We start from the raw sequence: 17282 nt of genomic DNA, 5'->3' as shown, positions 1-17282 counted from the left end.
CCAGATTATCGATGTGTATGAATGGACATGACTAAACCAAAGGTGGCCATTAAAGTAATAATAGCTGTTCCACCATAACTCATAAAAGGTAAAGGAACACCTACTACAGGTAAAATACCACTGACCATTCCCGCATTTACAAATACATAAACAAAAAAAGACAAACCAAAGGCGCCAGCAACTAAACGTCCATAGTTATGGAAGCTTTGTAAACCGATCTGGAATGTTCTAAAAATAATAGCAAAATAAAGAATTACTAAAATTAGTACACCAATAAGCCCAAATTCTTCGGAATACGCAGCAATAATAAAGTCAGTATGTCCTTCGGGTAAAAAGTGTAAGTGAGATTGTGTACCTTCGAGGAAACCTTTGCCTGAAAAACCACCAGAACCAATTGCAGTTTTAGATTGAATAATATTCCAACCCGTACCGAGTGCATCTGCCTCGGGGTCAAGTAAAGTTAAAACCCTTTGACGTTGATAGTCGTGTAAAAGAAATTCCCACGCAATCGGAATTATTATCGCTGCACATGCTACTGCAGCTCCAATCATCCGCCATGATAGTCCACTTAAAAATAAGACAAATATACCGCTTGCTAATACTAAAAGTGATGTCCCTAAATCAGGTTGTTCTGCAATCAGTAAAAAGGGAATACCAATTAACATTAATGATAAAACAACTTGTGAAAAACTAGGGGGAAGAGGTTTTCGTGCTAAAAACCATGCAATCATCATTGGCATACCGATTTTCATGAACTCACTGGGTTGCACACTTCCGAAACCGGGAATATCAATCCAGCGCTGAGCACCCATTCGGACTTCACCGAATACCATAACTGCCACAAGCGAAAATAGGCCAAACAAATAAAAGTAGGGGGAAAATGCTTGATAGACCTTAGGCGGAATTTGGGCTAGACCAAACATCACTAAAAAGCCAATACCAAAACTCATGGCTTGTTTACTGACTAACCCTACATTCTGTGCCGAAGCACTATATAGTACAGTTAAACCTAAGAGTGCATTTAAGAGCAAAAATAGACATAACCAAGGGTCAATGTGGAGTTGTTGCCACTTAGATGGTTGCATAGCGGTGCTAAGACCATCTCGAGGAGCTTGGCGTAAAAACTTATATTGTGGGCTAGGAGACATGCGGTATTAACTAGGTCAATCAGTGCTTGGCGCATGCTAACATAAACCTGATTAATGGCAATGTATATCAATATTTTGCAATAAAAAAACCTAGCTCTTGCTAGGTTTTCGATAGGCTATTTTTTATTAGTTAAAGAATAAACTGTCATGATATTCAGCCATCGCTTTTAGCTCAGTGCGATTTAAGCTAGGGATTAATTTATCGATCGCAATATGAACTGCTTTTGTTACAGCTGCCGCACCAATATCAGCTGCTTTACGCTTGATCATGCCAAGATCTAATGTCTTGTTAAAATCAGACATAAAGTGTCTCACCATAGCATCACCAAACTGTTTATATAGTTCAGCTAACGCTGCTTTATTAATGTCATTGCCTGCCTGAAGTTCTGCAAAATTATGCTTAAGGTTGGTCACTAGGCCAGCATCTAAAGTTACACCTACTTTATATTGACCTTGTGGATCTTTAAATAAGCTTTTTTCAGAGAACTCTACTGATTGTTTAACAACATCGTTCGGTGCTTTGCTTAACAATTGTTTTAAAAGAACAGCAACTGTTGATTTGACATAGCCTGCAAGTTTTTCGGCAGTATCGCGCTTTTCACTTGCTGGGAAGTGCTGAACTAACTGAATTAAGACATTATCAATAATCTCTTCATTAAGTTGTAAAGCAATCTTATCGCGAAGTGGATATAAAGGTTCACTAGAATTTTTATTCGCAATTCCAGTTTGTATATCGTTCAATAAGCCTTCAGAAGGGGTAAAACCAAAAAACGGCATGGTATATCCTCAAATTATTCGTTTTATTGTCGTGCCAATCGAATCGGTTTTGGCATCCATGAAAGATCCGATACTCGGCAAGGGTTAATATCAAGTCCGCCGCGACGAGTATAAGTTGCATAAACCATCAGCTTTTCAGGCTGCAAATTTTGCCAAATATCAGCAAAAATCTGCTCGACACACTGTTCGTGAAAGCCGTTATGCTGACGGTACGAGATAATATAAGCTAAAATACTACGATAACAAGGTTTTTTGCCCTTAAAACGGATAAAAACTGTACCCCAATCCGGTTGTCCCGTGACTGGGCAGTTACTTCTTAAAAGATGAGAATACAGTTCAATTTCGACTTCTTCGTCAGACGCATCTCGTTTCAAAAGAGTCGCATCTGGATGTTGCTCTAAACGCTCTGGATCTAGGTCATCAATACAAATGCCTTGAGGCTTAGAAATCTCTAAATCATCTACTTGAAATAACGTTAACTCAACTTTTGCACCTGCCGCAGCAGATAGGTCTTTTTCAACCGTTTCAATAAACGACTGTTTAGAATCAAACTGAGTGAAGTTAAGGCTATTGAAGTAAAGTTTTAAAGACTTTGATTCAATCAAATTTGGTGAAGAGGCGGGCAGTGTAATTCTGCCAATAGCAACTTGCGGGATGGCATGAGCATTTAACCATGAAATTTCAAAAACATGCCACCAATCTTTACCTTGCGTAATACCTTCAATATGCGAATAAGCCTCACGAGACTGAGCACGAGCAATTGGAAATAAAACATCAGGTTGATAGTTAGTTGGATATTGAGTTTCTTTACCCAATAAAGATTGTTCGACACTCATTCACGCATTCCTGAACCACGAGCAAGTAAATAGTAAGCAATTCCGTAAAGTACAGCACAGCATAATGTCACAATGATTAAAGAGAACGTAACGTTCACGTCACTATGACCTAAAATGCCGAAACGGAAAGCGTTAACCATATACACAATAGGATTAATTAAAGAAAGTTTTTGCCAAAAAGGGCCAAGTGCACTAATGGCATAGAACACACCACCTAAATAGGTTAAAGGTGTAAGGACAAAGGTTGGAATAATAGAAATATCATCAAATGATTTTGCATAAACTGCATTAATAAAACCACCTAATGAGAAAAGAACCGAGGTAATTAAGACTGTATATATAGTCACGAACCAGTTATGTATAAAAAGGTCTGTAAAGAACATACTCATTGTCGTCACAATTGCTCCGACCAATACACCACGGCAAATACCACCAATGACATAGCCCCACAAAATAATATGTAGTGGTACAGGACTCATAATCAGTTCTTCAATGCTCTTTTGGAATTTCACACTAAAGAAACTTGAAGATACGTTAGCATAGCTGTTGGTAATAACAGCCATCATGATGAGGCCAGGCACGATAAACTGCATATAGCTCACGCCACCCATTTGTCCAATGCGAGATCCCACCAAATTACCGAAAATGACAAAGTACAAACTCATCGTAATCGCAGGTGGTAATAGGGTTTGTGGCCAAATACGCAAAAATCGGCGTACTTCTTTACGCACTAGAGTCCAGAGGGCAATTTGCAGTTGGCTAAAATTCATTTTGCCTCTCCTTCAAGATTTTTCTCGACCATTTTGACGAATAGCTCTTCTAGACGGTTCGATTTGTTACGCATACTACGAACACGAATACCTTGTGATTCTAAAAGTTGGAATAAGTCATTTAATGTATGTGCTTTATCCATCGTCACTTCTAAAGTGCTGCTATCAATTAAGTTGAACTTCACACCAATAATATTTAACTGGAGTGGGGCAATAGGTTCTGCCAAATCGAAAATAAAAGATTCTTCACTCAGCTGGTTTAAGAAACTTTTCATGCTGGTGTCTTCTTTAATGACACCGCGGTCAATGATAGCAATTTGACGACATAACATTTCTGCTTCTTCAAGATAATGTGTAGTCAAAATAATAGAAGTACCGCTTTCGTTCATTTCGGTCAGAAAATCCCACATAGAACGGCGTAACTCAATATCTACACCTGCGGTAGGCTCATCTAAAATAAGAAGTTTAGGCTCATGCATCATGGCACGTGCAATCATGAGGCGGCGTTTCATACCACCAGATAACATGCGTGCTTGTATATTACGCTTTTCCCATAGACCTAGTTTTTCTAAATAATGTTCAGCGCGTTTTTCTGCAATCTTTTTATGAATGCCGTAATAGCCAGCTTGGGTGACTAAAATATCGAACGCTTTTTCGAACTGTCCAAAGTTAAATTCTTGAGGCACAACACCAAGTTGTTGTTTTGCCAAGGATGGATGAGTGTCGAGATTATGTCCAAAAATCTCAACTGTTCCTTCGGTTTTTTTCGTGAGGGAACTGATAATACCAATGGTTGTCGATTTGCCGGCCCCATTTGGGCCTAACAACGCATAAAATTCACCTTCAGGCACAGTGAGGTTAATACCTTTTAACGCCTGAAAACCATTACGATATGTTTTGGACAAATCTCTTAAAACCAAAGCATCAGTCATGAAATTCTCACATTATGAAAGAGGGGTATATTTTGAGCGATAATGATTAATAAACCAAGTAAAATAGTCGGAATTTTATAAAATTGAGATAAGTTTATGAAGTTATTATATATAAACTGGTGCGCCCGGCGGGCACTTGACTAAAAATAACAACTTCTTAGGTTTTTTTATCTTTTCTTATTATTTCATACAAAACAATCAAATGCCAAATTAGCCAATAATCTGTACTTCTATTATTTCTTATTTTTTCCTATTATTTCGGTTATCACAATTACGCCAAGATTACGCCACAAAAATTATGGCTTCATTTAGACAACGCAACGATACATGGCGAGCCGAGATAAGTGTAGACGGAATTCGCGAAAGTGCAACCTTTGATACAAAAGCTCAGGCTAGGGCTTGGGCCTCAAAACGTGAGACTCAATTACGCGAACAGTCACATGGAAAACTTCCGGACCATTCATTTTTAGAAGCTATTGAACGCTACTTAAATGAAGTGAGTGTTAAAAAGAAAACTCATGAGAATGAAGTAAAGCGAATGGCTTTCTTTAAACGTGAGTATAAGAAATTATGCCAAAAACAGTTGTCAAAAGTTACCACTGACGATTTAGTCCAGTGGCGTGACTCCCGGCTAAAAGAGGTGCAGGGCGCTACTGTCAGACGTGAAGCAAATATTTTAGCCTCCTTATTTACTGTTGCCCGAAAAGAATGGAAGTGGATTAAAGAGTCCCCAATGGCCGACTTGACTTTACCCCCACCATCAAAGCACCGTGATAGACGAATTGCTCAGGATGAAATTGATAGATTATGTCTTGCAGCAAATTGGGATAACAATGTCCCAGTAAATTCAACTCAGCAAATTATTATTGCCTTTCTCTTTGGGGCTTGGGTTTTCCTGCAAATATTCCTGTCTTGGCGCAAGTTGCAGCCCAAGGAGCTACCATACTCAGTAATATTAGGGCAATTGCTGATGTCGGTTTCGCCACTGGCGGCTACACTGGTCGAGGTGGAAAGTATGAACTGGCTGGCGTTGTCCACAAGGGTGAAGGAGTTTTGACTCAAGAAGAAATCAGAGCTTTAGGTGGCCCACAAGGTTTCGAGAGTTTGCGAAGGTCAATTCGTGGAGGCTACGCGACTGGTGGACAGTCAGATTTTATTGCTTCTCAGCGTGAAATGAACCAGTACAACGCGATTAACTCCAATCCTACTAATGGTAGTGCAACTGTCCTAGAACCAATCGTGAATGTCTATGTCATGGAAGGTCAAACTGCTGACGTGACTAGAAATGATGATGGTTCTTTAGATGTTCGCATTAGGCAGATTGCTGGGGAGGTTGCGGAGAAAGTTTTCCTACAGGGAATTCAAAACCCTAATAGTAGAATCAGCAAGGCATTCAAGCAAAACTACAATGCAACACCTAGACGGCAATAATTGGTAGCCACTTCGGTGGCTATTAAATTTATTCTTTGATAGATTCTAATCTTCTTAATTAAACTTTATGGAAAAGAAGAATGAGTAGAAATGATACTAATTTATTGATAAAAGCAATTTCTGAAAATGCACATAGAGAAGATGATTATCCAGATTTCTATGTGACAGTCGGGGTTGGTGGCAGCGTAATTACTGGTACTGCAATCAGTGAAGAAGAATTTTTCGAACTCGAAGAAAATTCACTTTGGAAGGAATTCTTTTATTCCCATATCAAAGAGCCAAGAGAAGAGATAATTAAAAAGTTAGATGATGGTGAGGAAATTAAATTTCCAGACTCACTTAAAGAACATTTTTTGTATCTTAAAGATGCAAAATATATTCAAAACTCAAAATTGTTCCCAGCTGCGGGCAGACCATTAAGTATTCAGATCCGTGTTTCTGATATTTCAACTTTAAGCCTTGTTGAATTTTGTCAGGGCAAGCCTGCTGATGAGCAAAACCCTTAATTAGAAGTACTACGTATAAGAGAAAACTGTAAACGGAATGTAAGTAAAACCGTTTGAAGTTAACAGTATAAGAGAGAACAAACGAAGAGCTGCCTAAGGGCGGCTTTTTTATTTGGATCTCAGAAATTACCAAAAGCATTTCTAAAAAACAAAACCCCGAGAGTTCACAGCTCTTGGGGTTTTTGTTTCTAACCCACAAACCAGACTTGAGGATCAGAACATAGATGAATTTTAACCTAAATTTACAGGTTGATAAAGTGATGAACAAACTTTCAAACAGCAAAGTATTAAGGGTGTGGACTTACATCATGGCTTTTGTATTTTTAATTGGAATTTTGATTTGGCAAGCAGCACCAATATTGACAGCAACTTCTAAGTTGATTGAGGTATTGAAATGAAAGCATGGCGCTTTATTGCAATCCTTATCACTTTGATAATATGTACATATATCTGGAAAATGTAATGAAACTAAATATTTAAGCCGACCTATAAGTGGTCGGTTTTTTAATGTTTAAAATTCAGGAAAGGCAAATATGAGAAAGCTATTCTTGCCACCCAATGAGCAGGACTATAACCCAACATTGGGAGATGGGGTGTTAACCCAGCAACTCACAGTTGGGATGCCGCGACAAAGACGGAATTTTATAGGTGCAACACATGGCGTTCCGTTAAGTTGGTCGCTCGATATTGATCAAATGGAGTTATTGCTAACCTTTTATTTTGCAAATCAATATGACCCACAGCCTTTCTTGATGGATCTGATTTTAGATTACACGGAAATTAAGGAATATCAGATAGCATTCATAGGGGCTTTGAGATGGAGTAAACAGGGTAATTTGTGGCGGGCTAATATTGAGGCTGTTGCTAAGCCATCACCACGAAACCCAGATGAGGATAACCAGGTCATTGAGGCATGGAGACTTGGACTTATTCAAGCATCGCCATCATTAGAAAAATTAGCTAATAAAGCAGCAGCAGACGCTCTGGAGCCATTCCTATGAGTGATATTACTGAATTTCATTTGGATTCTAGCCCATCAGTTGTTTTGCTTGAATGTATTGAAGTTAAGCATAGCTTGTGGACAAACCCACTTCGATATGTGACAAACCATGCAAATGGCATAACAGTTACCCATGAAGATTCGACCCAAGCTGTTTATGAGTATATGCCCCTAGCCATCCAGAAAGGCAAGACCTCTGATGATCTGGACCAATCTATCAACATAACGATAGGGGAATTGGGGCAGATAGTACCGCAACTAATCAAGATCATTCTTGATGCGAACAGCGAAGAGAAGCCACAAGTAATTTATCGCTCTTATTTGTCGAGTGACTTAACTGCTCCGGTTGATGTTATTCAGGGTTTAGAAGTTGAAACAATGAATCAGGACTATCAGGCCTGTACTTTTGAAGCTGCGGCACAAAGATTAAATAGCGTTGGAACTGGACGTATTTATACAACTGATATGTTCCCAAGTTTAAAAGGGTTCTTCTAATGAAAAGTATTGATAGCTTGCTAGATCGACACTATGACCCGCAAAACTATCATTGTGTTCATTTTTTGCTTGAAGCGGCCCATTTTATTTTTGACAAGGATTACTCCAGTTCTTTTATTGGTTTGACTGGATCGCTGCACGAAACATTAAAAACATCACGCAATACAGTTGTAAAAAACAGGCGAATTGATCACCCAATTGACGGCTCCATCGTCCTGATGACAAATCACAATCAAAGCTCCCATGTGGGGCTTTTTTATTGTGGGCGTGTTTTGCACCTCACTGAGCTTGGTGTCCACTATTTAAACATTCAAGTATTGAAGAAGTTCTACAAACGGATTCGCTATTATGAGCCGATTACGCATATTCACCAATCCAATTGATGGACACGACAAAGTTCTACATGTTCGCACTGATCGGATTCTTGAAGCATTTAAATACATAAAGAAAAAACATCCACATGCACGAATTTACTTGCAGCCAGCATGTGCCCACAATGATGTAACACCTACAAATAAGATAGATGAAGCTTCACTATTAATGTTGTCAAAAAAGCACGACTTTGATGTTGTCTGTGAAGCAGGTGAGCCAGCTACTATTATTGCTGCTGTATCCCTTGTGGTATCTCTAGCCTTTTCAATTTATACAATTTTGACTATGCCAGATGCGAACAAAGGTATAGAAAAAACGTCATCTAACAATAAACTTGGCAACCGTGAAAATACACAACGTATTGGTGGTCGCATTCCTGATCCGTACGGTACAGTTCTAGCTATCCCGGATCTTATTGCTCCACCACTTCGATACTTTCAGAACAATGTGGAAATTGAAGAATGCTTGATGTGTTTGGGTCGTGGTTATTATGAAATATCAGATGTGAAAGAGGGAGAAACTTCAATCAACCAGATTGATGGCGAGTCTGTTTCTGTATATGACCCAAATCAAAGCCTTGATACTACTAACCCAATGTATCGATATGGAGATGTTTTAAATTACGCTCCGCTAGTTGGTAAGCAATCCCGAAGCATTACAGGGCAAACACTTTTAAACCCTAGTTCTGCACGAGTTGTCGAAAATACAATTACCTTTACTTATCCAAATGTTATTAATGTCGCTACAACAGCTTTCGTAAATGGCGAAACTATTTCTATTGAAGGTGCTCAATACGGGGTTAAAGATCAACTGTTATCGGGAACTGTAGATATAGGTCTTGACTATGTATTAACAGTCGCAACAAGTACAGATATTTACCAGCCTCAAAAATACAAGGGCTTAACGATTCAAGCATTACTAATAGATGATCCGGTAGAAGGGACGCTAGATTTAGCTGGCGTTTATGAAGTAAGCAATATTGTTAAAACAGGTAGTGCTGGTTCATGGGTTTATGAGATTTCATTGGTTAATCCACAGACTGTTAACCAGAATTTCTTGAAGATGACAGAAGCGGCCTCTAGCTCTATTTCTGGCACACTCACAGATAACATCGACAGTATGGACCTAGACGGAACATACACAATCAATATTAACTCTGGCACATCAATTACCTTGTCTGCGCCTGATGCCATAAATCCAGATTGGTTGAAACTCCAGAATTGGGGTAGTACAGCGGGCAATATGGTTGGCTTATATGGTTCACAAGAGAATTGGTTAGGCTGGTATGAAACCGACACTGAAGGCGACCAAATATTTGCTAACTTCAATGCGCCACAGGGCCTATATCATATTGGCGAGAAGGGCTATAAAGAGGTTATTGGCGTTCAGCTGGAAATGGAATATCAACTTCTAGATTCAACTGGTATGCCGACAGGTTCGATATATAGTATTTCTGAGAACCTTTTTGGAAATCCTCAGAGTATTGCAAGCCCGGTTGGTTTAACGCTAAAAGCAACACTGCCATCTACAAGCCGTCTTAGATATCGCCTAAGACGTCTTACTGTACATTCTTCAAAGGGTACGGTAGTAGATGAAGTTCAAGCGCATTCAGTTTACATCATGACGGCTTTAACTAAGCTTTCTTACGATGATGTAACTTTAGTTCGCACAGTTACTGTTACGAATGACATTACATCTGGAGTAAAAAAGCGTGAGTTAAATATGCTAGCTACGCGCAAAGTATTTTCATACGAATCTGGTTCTAAATCACCTGAACGCATTGCATCTAAGAAGTTCGCCGACATTGTTTGTGCCGTTACTAGAGATGATTATATAGGTCGTAGGTCTATAGACACTGTTGATATTCAAGACTTGTATGCAACTCAAAGCCAGATTCAGTCCTACTTTGGAACTTCTAATGCTATTGAGTTCAACTACACCTTTGATAGCGACAACATGTCATACGAAGAGACGCTTGCAACAATTGCATCTGCTGTATTTTGTAATGCGCGAAGGACATCTGGAAAAATCTATTTTCAATTTGAGAAGGTGAATCCATCGTCATCGATCTTGTTTAACCACCGCAACAAAATGCCTCAATCTGAGACTGTGACAACTCGGTTTGGCAAGGACAAGCAATATGATGGTGTTGAAGCAACGTGGCGAAATGCTAGTGAAAACTACACAGAAGAGTCCATTAAGCTTCCGAATGACGGTATCACCAATCCGAAGAAAATTGATTTGATAGGTGTTACGAATAAAGTTCAAGCGCATTTCTTGGCACATCGAGCATGGAACAGGATTAAGTATCAAAGAGAGACAATTCAATTCACTGCCTACGGTGAAGCGGATTTAATCACTATTAATGATCGCATTGCAGTAGTGAAAGATTCTATCCCTACTTTAGTTCCGCTGGGTGTAGATGGTGGTTTTACATCTGGAGAAATTGAAGCTTGGACTGGTCAAAACATCCAAATCTCACAGCCTGTTCATTTGGATGCTACAAAGGCATACACAATTCATTTGCAGCTATCAAATGGCTCAGTAGAAACAATGCTGGTTACGCAAGGTGTGGATGAATGGCATTTAGTTTTAGAGCGCTTGCCAATACTGCCACTGATCACAAGTTCAGATGGCAAAGTAACAGCCACAAATTACTCCATCACACTGTCAAATGAATTAGATAGTGAGGCCTATCTCATTTCCGAAAAATCGCCAAGCGCCACTTTTGAAAGTGAGATTACTGCTGTGAACTATGACGAACGTTACTACTCAAATGATAGTGATTACATCAACAACCTAATTCCATAAATCAAGATTAACCACAAGCCCGCATAAAGCGGGCTTTTTTATTGGGTGTAAAAATATGTCAGATTTACAAACCAAAGTAGATAACGCAATTGTCGACATGGGAACTGTAGAACAGTTCACTAGTAGCGATGAATTCACAGATATAATTAGTCGTTTAGGACGTGTCTATCCTAGCCTTGCAAAGGCCATTCGCACACTGATGGAAAATGGTGCATATGAGCCTTTTGCTACCGAAGCACAATTACTTGCTTCAACTCCATTGCTACCAAAGCGGGCGGCAAAAGCGCTTGATACTAAAAAGATTTGGATTTGGGAAGTCCGCGCACCACTAACAACTCCAGCTTGGTACGATACTGGTGAGAGCGAACTTGATATTGCAAAACGCTATGCAGAAAATGCTGCAGTCGCTGCACCAAAAGGCATTAAACAATTTGGTTATTACACCGGGACATCTACAACAACTCTAATTTCGCAAGATGGTCCACAAGCTTACGCAGTGCAAGTAAATGAATCCGGCTTCATCAAAAAATTTAGAACTCAATTGGCTGGCGGCCCTGCAAAAGTAAGGGTTCAAGTATATCGACCAAGTGACAAAGGGGCGACACTAATTGAGACGCGCCTATATGATGTCTCTTATCCTCAAAGTGAAGTTTCTTTAATTGACAACCCGATTCGTGTTGAAAAAAACGATTTAGTCACTTTAGCGTGGGTTAGTGGAATCTTTATTCGCGGGAAAATCGTTAGTTCTGGTGATCCGCTTGGGAGTCTTGTTATTACCCAAACATTAACAATCGGTCAGCAAGTAGCAATTAGCCGTTCTCGCAACTCACTAGAATTTCAAATTGATGTCTTAACAGATAGTCAGCTTGCAACTGTTCAAAATATTGATCCTATGACGCGCTTGGCCGTTGGATATGGGGTGGTAGAATCCATAAGCACTTTTAAGCAAGGTGTCTTGAACACCCCGAACACAACAGGATCATTTAGTTTTGCATATGGCAATATTGATGCTCTTACAAAGTTCGGGAAGTTAAGCCAAATCAAATATACAACCAGAAGTATTAGCAAGGATGTTTTATTTAGGTTATGTATCCTTGCTCCAAATGCCGATGGGACCCATAAAGTTACAACTGTCAAACAGGTTTTGGCGCCTTCCGATGCAAACGGTGTCGTTACAGCAACATCAAAGCACTTTGGTGATATTTTTGTACCAAAAGGCGGCTATGCGTTAATAGCAGGGACTACTGAAATTGATGCACCTTTGGCTCAAGTTGGAATTGCTGGTGGCTTCTCGTATATAGCTTCAACTGATATTCAGCTAAATGCCAATGTTACAGTTTCTAAAAACAGTAACAATCAACCAATTTCAGCTGAGTTTACATATGAATCATCAAGCTTAAATCTTGAAGATCGTGTGGTGGCTCTTGAGAATAACGAACTGCACGCAACGCCTCCAGTCTATTCAACTGTGCTTGATTCACAAATATTCAGTGGCAGTACAATACCTGAGCGTTGGACAGCTCCCAATTGGACTATTGACGATACGGGCTTGCAAAGCCCTGCTACAGGTGGATGGAATGTCAATGCCTTGTCTACCGGCTTCTCGGCTCTAGCTAACAGGGAATATCGGCAAGAGTTCATTGTAGCTGACATTAATAGTGTTTTTGGTTTTTGCACAGCACCCATTGAAACTAATTCAGGCGCGGCGGTGGCACTGGTTGATGGTTCTAATAAAAAGCTACACATTATGTTGTGGGACGGGTCAGCAACAGCAGGCACACCAGTAGCATCGGTAGACATGCAACCACTGGTAGCAAATACACCTTATATTCTTAGTGTTGAAAAACGTGGGTATTTTAGCACCGTTAAACTAATTAATAAGGTTACGGGCCAAACCAATACAGTAGAGTACTCGGGTACTAATCCATACGTACAGTTTCACGGTAGAGCTGGGTTTACATTCATATCTGGCAGCGTGAAGTTTAAAAACTATCGTTTCACGGCATTCTATCCTCGTGAAGTACATTTCGTCATTGAGGGTGATAGTAACTCTGAGCGCGCAGCCACTGTATTACCAAACAAAACATGGGCGTTTATGTTGGCTGATATGCGTAGAATGAATGCTGATGCTATTGTTGGTGGTCGTTCTGGTGACGAAACGCCTAACTTCTTGAAGCGTAAAGAATATGATCTTATGGCATGGCGTCCTAAATATGTTATATGGGCACTTGGTACCAATGACACATCTCAGGCTACATGGCGAACTAACATGCAGCAGAATATTGCTGACACGTTGGCTATTGGTGCAGAGCCTATTCTAGTTACGCAAATTCCAAGAAATGACTCTCAAGCACTTCGCACAGCCATGAATGATGATATACGTAACGGTTATTTTGGTCCTTATCGATATATTGAATTTGCTAAAGCTGTATCACTAAACAATGATGGTGTGACATGGGATCCTATCTATGATAGTGGTGATCATATCCATGTTAACCCAGCAGGTCAGCAAAGACTATTACAACAAGTGTTGATAGATATGCCTGAGTTGATTCGCTAAAAAAAGCACCCAAATGGGTGCTTTTTTTAAATACATGCTTTGAGTTTGTTTTGAATATCAGTTTTATACTTTGCCAAATCAAACTCGGCATTATTTGTGAAAGACGTTGTAACTTTTAGTGTATTAGCTTGGTAGATAAGGTTAAGAATCTTTTTGCTATTTTCTGCAGAAAATACACTTAGATCATCTGCAACTTTGGCATAAAGGTTCAATTCATCTTTATCACTTGTAAACCTGAACTCTTTTTCTAATACAACAGGACTTGTTATTGTTGCTTTTGCTTCTCGTTTATTTAAATCACAAGACAAAATAAGCGACATCCCAGACATATCAGGTTTAGGTACTAATCTGATGGACTGAATATCTTCATTTTTAGTTTGTGAAGCGCAGGCAGATAAAATTAAAGATGAGATTAATATAGAAAATATTTTCAAGTTCATAAAAGTTTAAAGTAGTAAGTTTTGTTCTATTTTAGTGCTAAAGGTGTAAATATCAACCATTAATTATATTTTATTGAAGTCTTAATTATATAGCCTTGCGGCTAATAATCACAAGCTCTAACTTTTTAAAAGTTAGGGCTTTTTTGATTTTACTTAATTTTGGAGAGTCAAAATGTCTGAAACGCAGTCTGCATTCGGGGTTGGTGCAGCAACAATAACGCAAAAAGTAACAGCAACTACTGGGGTAAATCGGGTTGTTTTTGCGTTGGCTTCAATAGCTTTGACATTAGGCTTCTATAAGCTAGAGATAGATTTGCCAAATTGGTTTTCTAAACCTTTTGCAAACTTGGGTGAAGCTACATATGGTGTCTACTTATTACATCCAGTCGTTTACATGTTTGTTAATAAGGTAGTTCATCAACCAGTACTTTGCATTATTGTTACTTCAGTCGCAACAATCATTGCTGCAAATATTTCATACAGAGTTTATGAAAAACCATTTATTAAGATTGGTAAAAAATCTACTACCTTTGAAGTGAAGAAGATAGAACAGGTAAGCTAGTTGATGAAAGTACTTATGGTTGTGACATTCTTTATTCTAACTATTTTAGCGCTTATCGGTGGCATAGTTTCGGGGGATAAGGTTTTTATATTTATTGCTTTCTTACTTTTTCTTGCTACATGGTTATTGAAAAGTTCACTAAAAATTGAGTTTCTAAATAAAGATTAGAAATTTTCTTGAAATGAAGCACCCAATCTGGGTGCTTTTTTATTGCCTAAACGAAAGGGGGAAGGCATGACTGAAAATGAATCATACGGGTTGAGATTTGAAAAGAAAATCGACTCCATTCAGAGTGATATTCGCATGTTGTCAGATCATGTTACTCGACTGACTTTCATTAATGAAGCGCACAAAGAGACTAGCGAACAGAACAAAAAAGATATCGATACATTGGATATCAAAGTCGCCAATTTAGAAAACCGCACAGCAGCGCAAGATGGCGGTCTTTCTGTATTGCGTGTACTGCTTGGCATCTTTGCAGGAATCGTATTTTCGCTGTGCGCTTGGGTTGGATCTTCAATTATTCAATTAAGCCAAGATCAATCTTTAATTAAAGAGAAAGTATCACGGTTGGAGGAAGCAAAAAGATGAACAGTGAAAATACTCGCGCATATCTAGCTTTCGCATTAGTGGGACTGATGTTTGTTTTAGTGATTGCTTTATTTTTTGTGGATATGCCGCGAGAAAACAGCAATCTGATTAATACGGCATTGGGCTTCATTGCTGGGGCTATGACAACTGCATGTGGCTTTTATTTTGGTAGCTCTGAATTAGAGAAAAAGAAAGGTGAATCCAATGACAACTAAACCATTCTTCGACGCTGCCCGTGTCATTGCAGGTGGTAAACTAACGCAAGCACAAGTAGATGATTTAAATAAAGTGGTCGAAAAACTTGCACCAAGTGGGAAAACGACAAGTGATGTTGGAGTGGAACTAATTTCAGGCTTCGAAGATACGCGCTTTAAAGCTTATGATGATGGTGTGGGTATCTGGACTATTGGAACTGGCACTACAGTTTATCCAAATGGTGTGAAGGTTAAGCAAGGTGATACTTGCACACCTGAACAAGCTAAAGCTTACTTTAAACACGACTTGGCCAAATTTGAAAAAACAGTAAATGAATCTGTGATAGTGCCTTTAAGTCAAAACCAGTTTGATGCTTTGGTTTCACTGACTTACAACATTGGCTCAGGTGCTTTTAATAATTCAACCTTATTAAAAAAACTGAATAAAGGTGACTATCTGGGTGCTGCTGATCAGTTCCTAGTGTGGAACAAAGCAGGTGGAAAAGTTATGAAAGGTCTAGTTCGTCGCCGAGAAGCAGAGCGAGCACTCTTTTTAAAGAAGTAACTTATATGTGTCAGCGTACTAAAATTGCATCGATCATCACATTGCTGTGCTTAATCTTCTCAGGTTGCACAGCTCACACTATTAATAGTAATGTGAACGTCTCGATTTGTGTAAGGGCTTTGTGATGTCGCAAGTCATGATCATGGTTTCGGAAGCGGGCAGGATGGAAAATACTTGCAATCTACCCGCTGATTTAGATAAGAACGGGATTGTTCTTAAAATCTATGATTACTCATTAAAAGAGTTGCCAATAAATTTAGATGGCACTGTGACATACAACGGTAAAAGATGGACCTTTGATAAGAAGCAAAATTACCTCTAAACCTGTGGATAAATAGCGCATTACGCCAAATATACGCCAAAATATAGTTAAGTTATTGATTTTGTAAAATAGATTGGTGCGCCCGGCGGGGATCGAACCCACGACCCCAGGCTTCGGAAACCTGTACTCTATCCAACTGAGCTACGAGCGCACATGTGTGGGCCACATCATAGGAAAAAAACACCAATAGGTAAAGCACGAAATAGGTAACAAGTGAGTTTAATGCTTAATTAAACAGCAGCTTGTTGCTTTTTTAGATGCGTTGTTGAATAAGTTGAATTGAATAATTAATAGAATGAAGCGTATATGCTAGTTTATGAGGTGGAATACGCGACTCCTGTAAGTTGGTAATCCATTGCATTTGGCACATTTTAAGCTCTTGAATCGTTTTTATTTGTTCTATTTTCTGAATAAGTGGTTTTGCCATAAGCCCACAATATTGACTCAAGCTTTGCTTCATCAACTGTTGTATCTCTTCAAAAGAGAGCTGTTGAACTGGAATTGATGGCTGGGTAATTTCAGTAGGTGAAAGTTGAAAAGATGATGATTGAGTAACCTGAATTTCACTAACTATATCGTTACTTTTACTATCATCTATATTATTTTTTTGATGAGCTTCTATTGTAGTTACGGATGATGATGGGAAAGATATTTGTTCATTTAATTCTGAATAATTTTCGCCAGAAGGAGCAATGAGTTTTAAGTCGATAAGCTGTTGAATAAGCTCTGGAGATGCAATACGTTTTTTAAATTCGCTATTTAAATTTTGAAAATCCTCGTGATCTATTAATAGTAGTAAACGTCTTTGTTTTGCATTTAAAGTAATGTTGCGTTGTTGAAGCGCGACTCTTCCTAAATTAGTTCGATAAAAACCAGCCATCATTTTTCCCCAAATAAAATATAAATCAGACTGTTCAATTTTCTCAGTTGAACAGTACTGTTTTTAATAAAATATAAATGGGGTTAACGA

General features: G+C 38.9%; 19 protein-coding genes, 1 tRNA gene and 1 pseudogene. 13 read left to right on the top strand and 8 right to left on the bottom strand.

Annotation, left to right across the window (positions count from 1 at the left end; genetic code table 11):
* Positions 1-5: 5 nt before the first annotated feature.
* From rodA to HJG58_RS09310, 5 genes are all read right to left on the bottom strand, one after another.
* Positions 6-1148 carry a rod shape-determining protein RodA gene (gene rodA / locus HJG58_RS09330; RefSeq protein WP_170248669.1) on the bottom strand — a complete coding sequence of 381 codons (1143 nt, stop codon included), beginning with the start codon at positions 1146-1148 and terminating at the stop codon, positions 6-8.
* A gap of 126 nt (positions 1149-1274) precedes the next feature.
* On the bottom strand, positions 1275-1925 hold the full coding sequence (locus HJG58_RS09325; protein WP_033847654.1) for a hypothetical protein: 651 nt from the start codon (positions 1923-1925) through the stop codon (positions 1275-1277).
* A 23-nt stretch (positions 1926-1948) separates the two neighbouring features.
* Positions 1949-2761 (bottom strand): NADPH-dependent 7-cyano-7-deazaguanine reductase QueF, encoded by an 813-nt coding sequence (gene queF / locus HJG58_RS09320; protein WP_170248668.1) that lies wholly within the window; start codon positions 2759-2761, stop codon positions 1949-1951.
* On the bottom strand, positions 2758-3531 hold the full coding sequence (locus HJG58_RS09315; protein WP_002118099.1) for an ABC transporter permease: 774 nt from the start codon (positions 3529-3531) through the stop codon (positions 2758-2760). The genes queF and HJG58_RS09315 overlap by 4 nt, the downstream gene beginning before the upstream one ends.
* Positions 3528-4463 carry an ABC transporter ATP-binding protein gene (locus HJG58_RS09310; RefSeq protein WP_002118101.1) on the bottom strand — a complete coding sequence of 312 codons (936 nt, stop codon included), beginning with the start codon at positions 4461-4463 and terminating at the stop codon, positions 3528-3530. Before HJG58_RS09310 ends, HJG58_RS09315 begins: the two co-directional genes overlap by 4 nt.
* A gap of 298 nt (positions 4464-4761) precedes the next feature.
* Here HJG58_RS09310 and HJG58_RS09305 point away from each other — a divergent pair.
* The 8 genes and pseudogenes from HJG58_RS09305 to HJG58_RS09270 form a co-directional block, all read left to right on the top strand.
* Positions 4762-5347: pseudogene (locus HJG58_RS09305) on the top strand (site-specific integrase); the annotation flags it as partial.
* 169 nt (positions 5348-5516) lie between these two features.
* Positions 5517-5894, top strand: coding sequence for a hypothetical protein (locus tag HJG58_RS09300; RefSeq protein ID WP_235944497.1), 378 nt, complete (start codon positions 5517-5519; stop codon positions 5892-5894).
* A gap of 80 nt (positions 5895-5974) precedes the next feature.
* Complete coding sequence (locus HJG58_RS09295) at positions 5975-6400, top strand: hypothetical protein (RefSeq protein ID WP_002061969.1); 426 nt, start codon at positions 5975-5977, stop codon at positions 6398-6400.
* Between the two features lie 533 nt (positions 6401-6933).
* Positions 6934-7401 carry a hypothetical protein gene (locus HJG58_RS09290; RefSeq protein ID WP_110138879.1) on the top strand — a complete coding sequence of 156 codons (468 nt, stop codon included), beginning with the start codon at positions 6934-6936 and terminating at the stop codon, positions 7399-7401.
* The gene (locus HJG58_RS09285) at positions 7398-7895 is read left to right on the top strand and encodes a DUF1833 family protein (protein WP_140992034.1); all 498 of its coding nucleotides are present in this window, start codon (positions 7398-7400) and stop codon (positions 7893-7895) included. Before HJG58_RS09290 ends, HJG58_RS09285 begins: the two co-directional genes overlap by 4 nt.
* Entirely contained in the window at positions 7895-8278 is a 384-nt protein-coding gene (locus HJG58_RS09280) for a hypothetical protein (protein WP_170248667.1), read from the top strand. The genes HJG58_RS09285 and HJG58_RS09280 overlap by 1 nt, the downstream gene beginning before the upstream one ends.
* Positions 8244-11078, top strand: coding sequence for a host specificity factor TipJ family phage tail protein (locus HJG58_RS09275; RefSeq protein ID WP_170248666.1), 2835 nt, complete (start codon positions 8244-8246; stop codon positions 11076-11078). Before HJG58_RS09280 ends, HJG58_RS09275 begins: the two co-directional genes overlap by 35 nt.
* A 55-nt stretch (positions 11079-11133) precedes the next feature.
* Positions 11134-13638 (top strand): SGNH/GDSL hydrolase family protein, encoded by a 2505-nt coding sequence (locus HJG58_RS09270; RefSeq protein ID WP_170248665.1) that lies wholly within the window; start codon positions 11134-11136, stop codon positions 13636-13638.
* Positions 13639-13664: 26 nt separating this feature from the next.
* On the opposite strand, the gene HJG58_RS09265 is transcribed toward HJG58_RS09270, so the two are convergent.
* A complete protein-coding gene (locus HJG58_RS09265) occupies positions 13665-14078 on the bottom strand; it encodes a hypothetical protein (protein WP_170248664.1) in 414 nt (137 codons plus the stop codon).
* Positions 14079-14250: 172 nt separating this feature from the next.
* On the opposite strand from HJG58_RS09265, the gene HJG58_RS09260 reads away from it, so the two are divergent.
* From HJG58_RS09260 to HJG58_RS09240, 5 genes are all read left to right on the top strand, one after another.
* On the top strand, positions 14251-14640 hold the full coding sequence (locus tag HJG58_RS09260) for an acyltransferase family protein (protein ID WP_170248663.1): 390 nt from the start codon (positions 14251-14253) through the stop codon (positions 14638-14640).
* A 234-nt stretch (positions 14641-14874) separates the two neighbouring features.
* Positions 14875-15231 carry a hypothetical protein gene (locus tag HJG58_RS09255; protein WP_000138208.1) on the top strand — a complete coding sequence of 119 codons (357 nt, stop codon included), beginning with the start codon at positions 14875-14877 and terminating at the stop codon, positions 15229-15231.
* Positions 15228-15446, top strand: coding sequence for a hypothetical protein (locus tag HJG58_RS09250; protein ID WP_001083663.1), 219 nt, complete (start codon positions 15228-15230; stop codon positions 15444-15446). Before HJG58_RS09255 ends, HJG58_RS09250 begins: the two co-directional genes overlap by 4 nt.
* Positions 15436-15990 carry a lysozyme gene (locus HJG58_RS09245; protein ID WP_170248662.1) on the top strand — a complete coding sequence of 185 codons (555 nt, stop codon included), beginning with the start codon at positions 15436-15438 and terminating at the stop codon, positions 15988-15990. The genes HJG58_RS09250 and HJG58_RS09245 overlap by 11 nt, the downstream gene beginning before the upstream one ends.
* A gap of 124 nt (positions 15991-16114) precedes the next feature.
* Positions 16115-16312: a hypothetical protein gene (locus HJG58_RS09240; protein WP_049589906.1), complete on the top strand. Its 198-nt coding sequence runs from the start codon at positions 16115-16117 to the stop codon at positions 16310-16312.
* Positions 16313-16386: 74 nt separating this feature from the next.
* Here the strand turns inward: HJG58_RS09240 and HJG58_RS09235 are convergent.
* A tRNA-Arg gene (locus HJG58_RS09235) sits at positions 16387-16463 on the bottom strand.
* A 102-nt stretch (positions 16464-16565) separates the two neighbouring features.
* Positions 16566-17195, bottom strand: coding sequence for a hypothetical protein (locus HJG58_RS09230; protein ID WP_170248661.1), 630 nt, complete (start codon positions 17193-17195; stop codon positions 16566-16568).
* Positions 17196-17282: the final 87 nt, after the last annotated feature.

Source organism: Acinetobacter geminorum (assembly GCF_013009345.1).
In the GTDB taxonomy this organism is placed as follows: domain Bacteria; phylum Pseudomonadota; class Gammaproteobacteria; order Pseudomonadales; family Moraxellaceae; genus Acinetobacter; species Acinetobacter geminorum.
The sequence above is the reverse complement of the archived record's forward strand: the minus strand, read 5'-3'. Positions and strand labels throughout refer to the sequence as shown.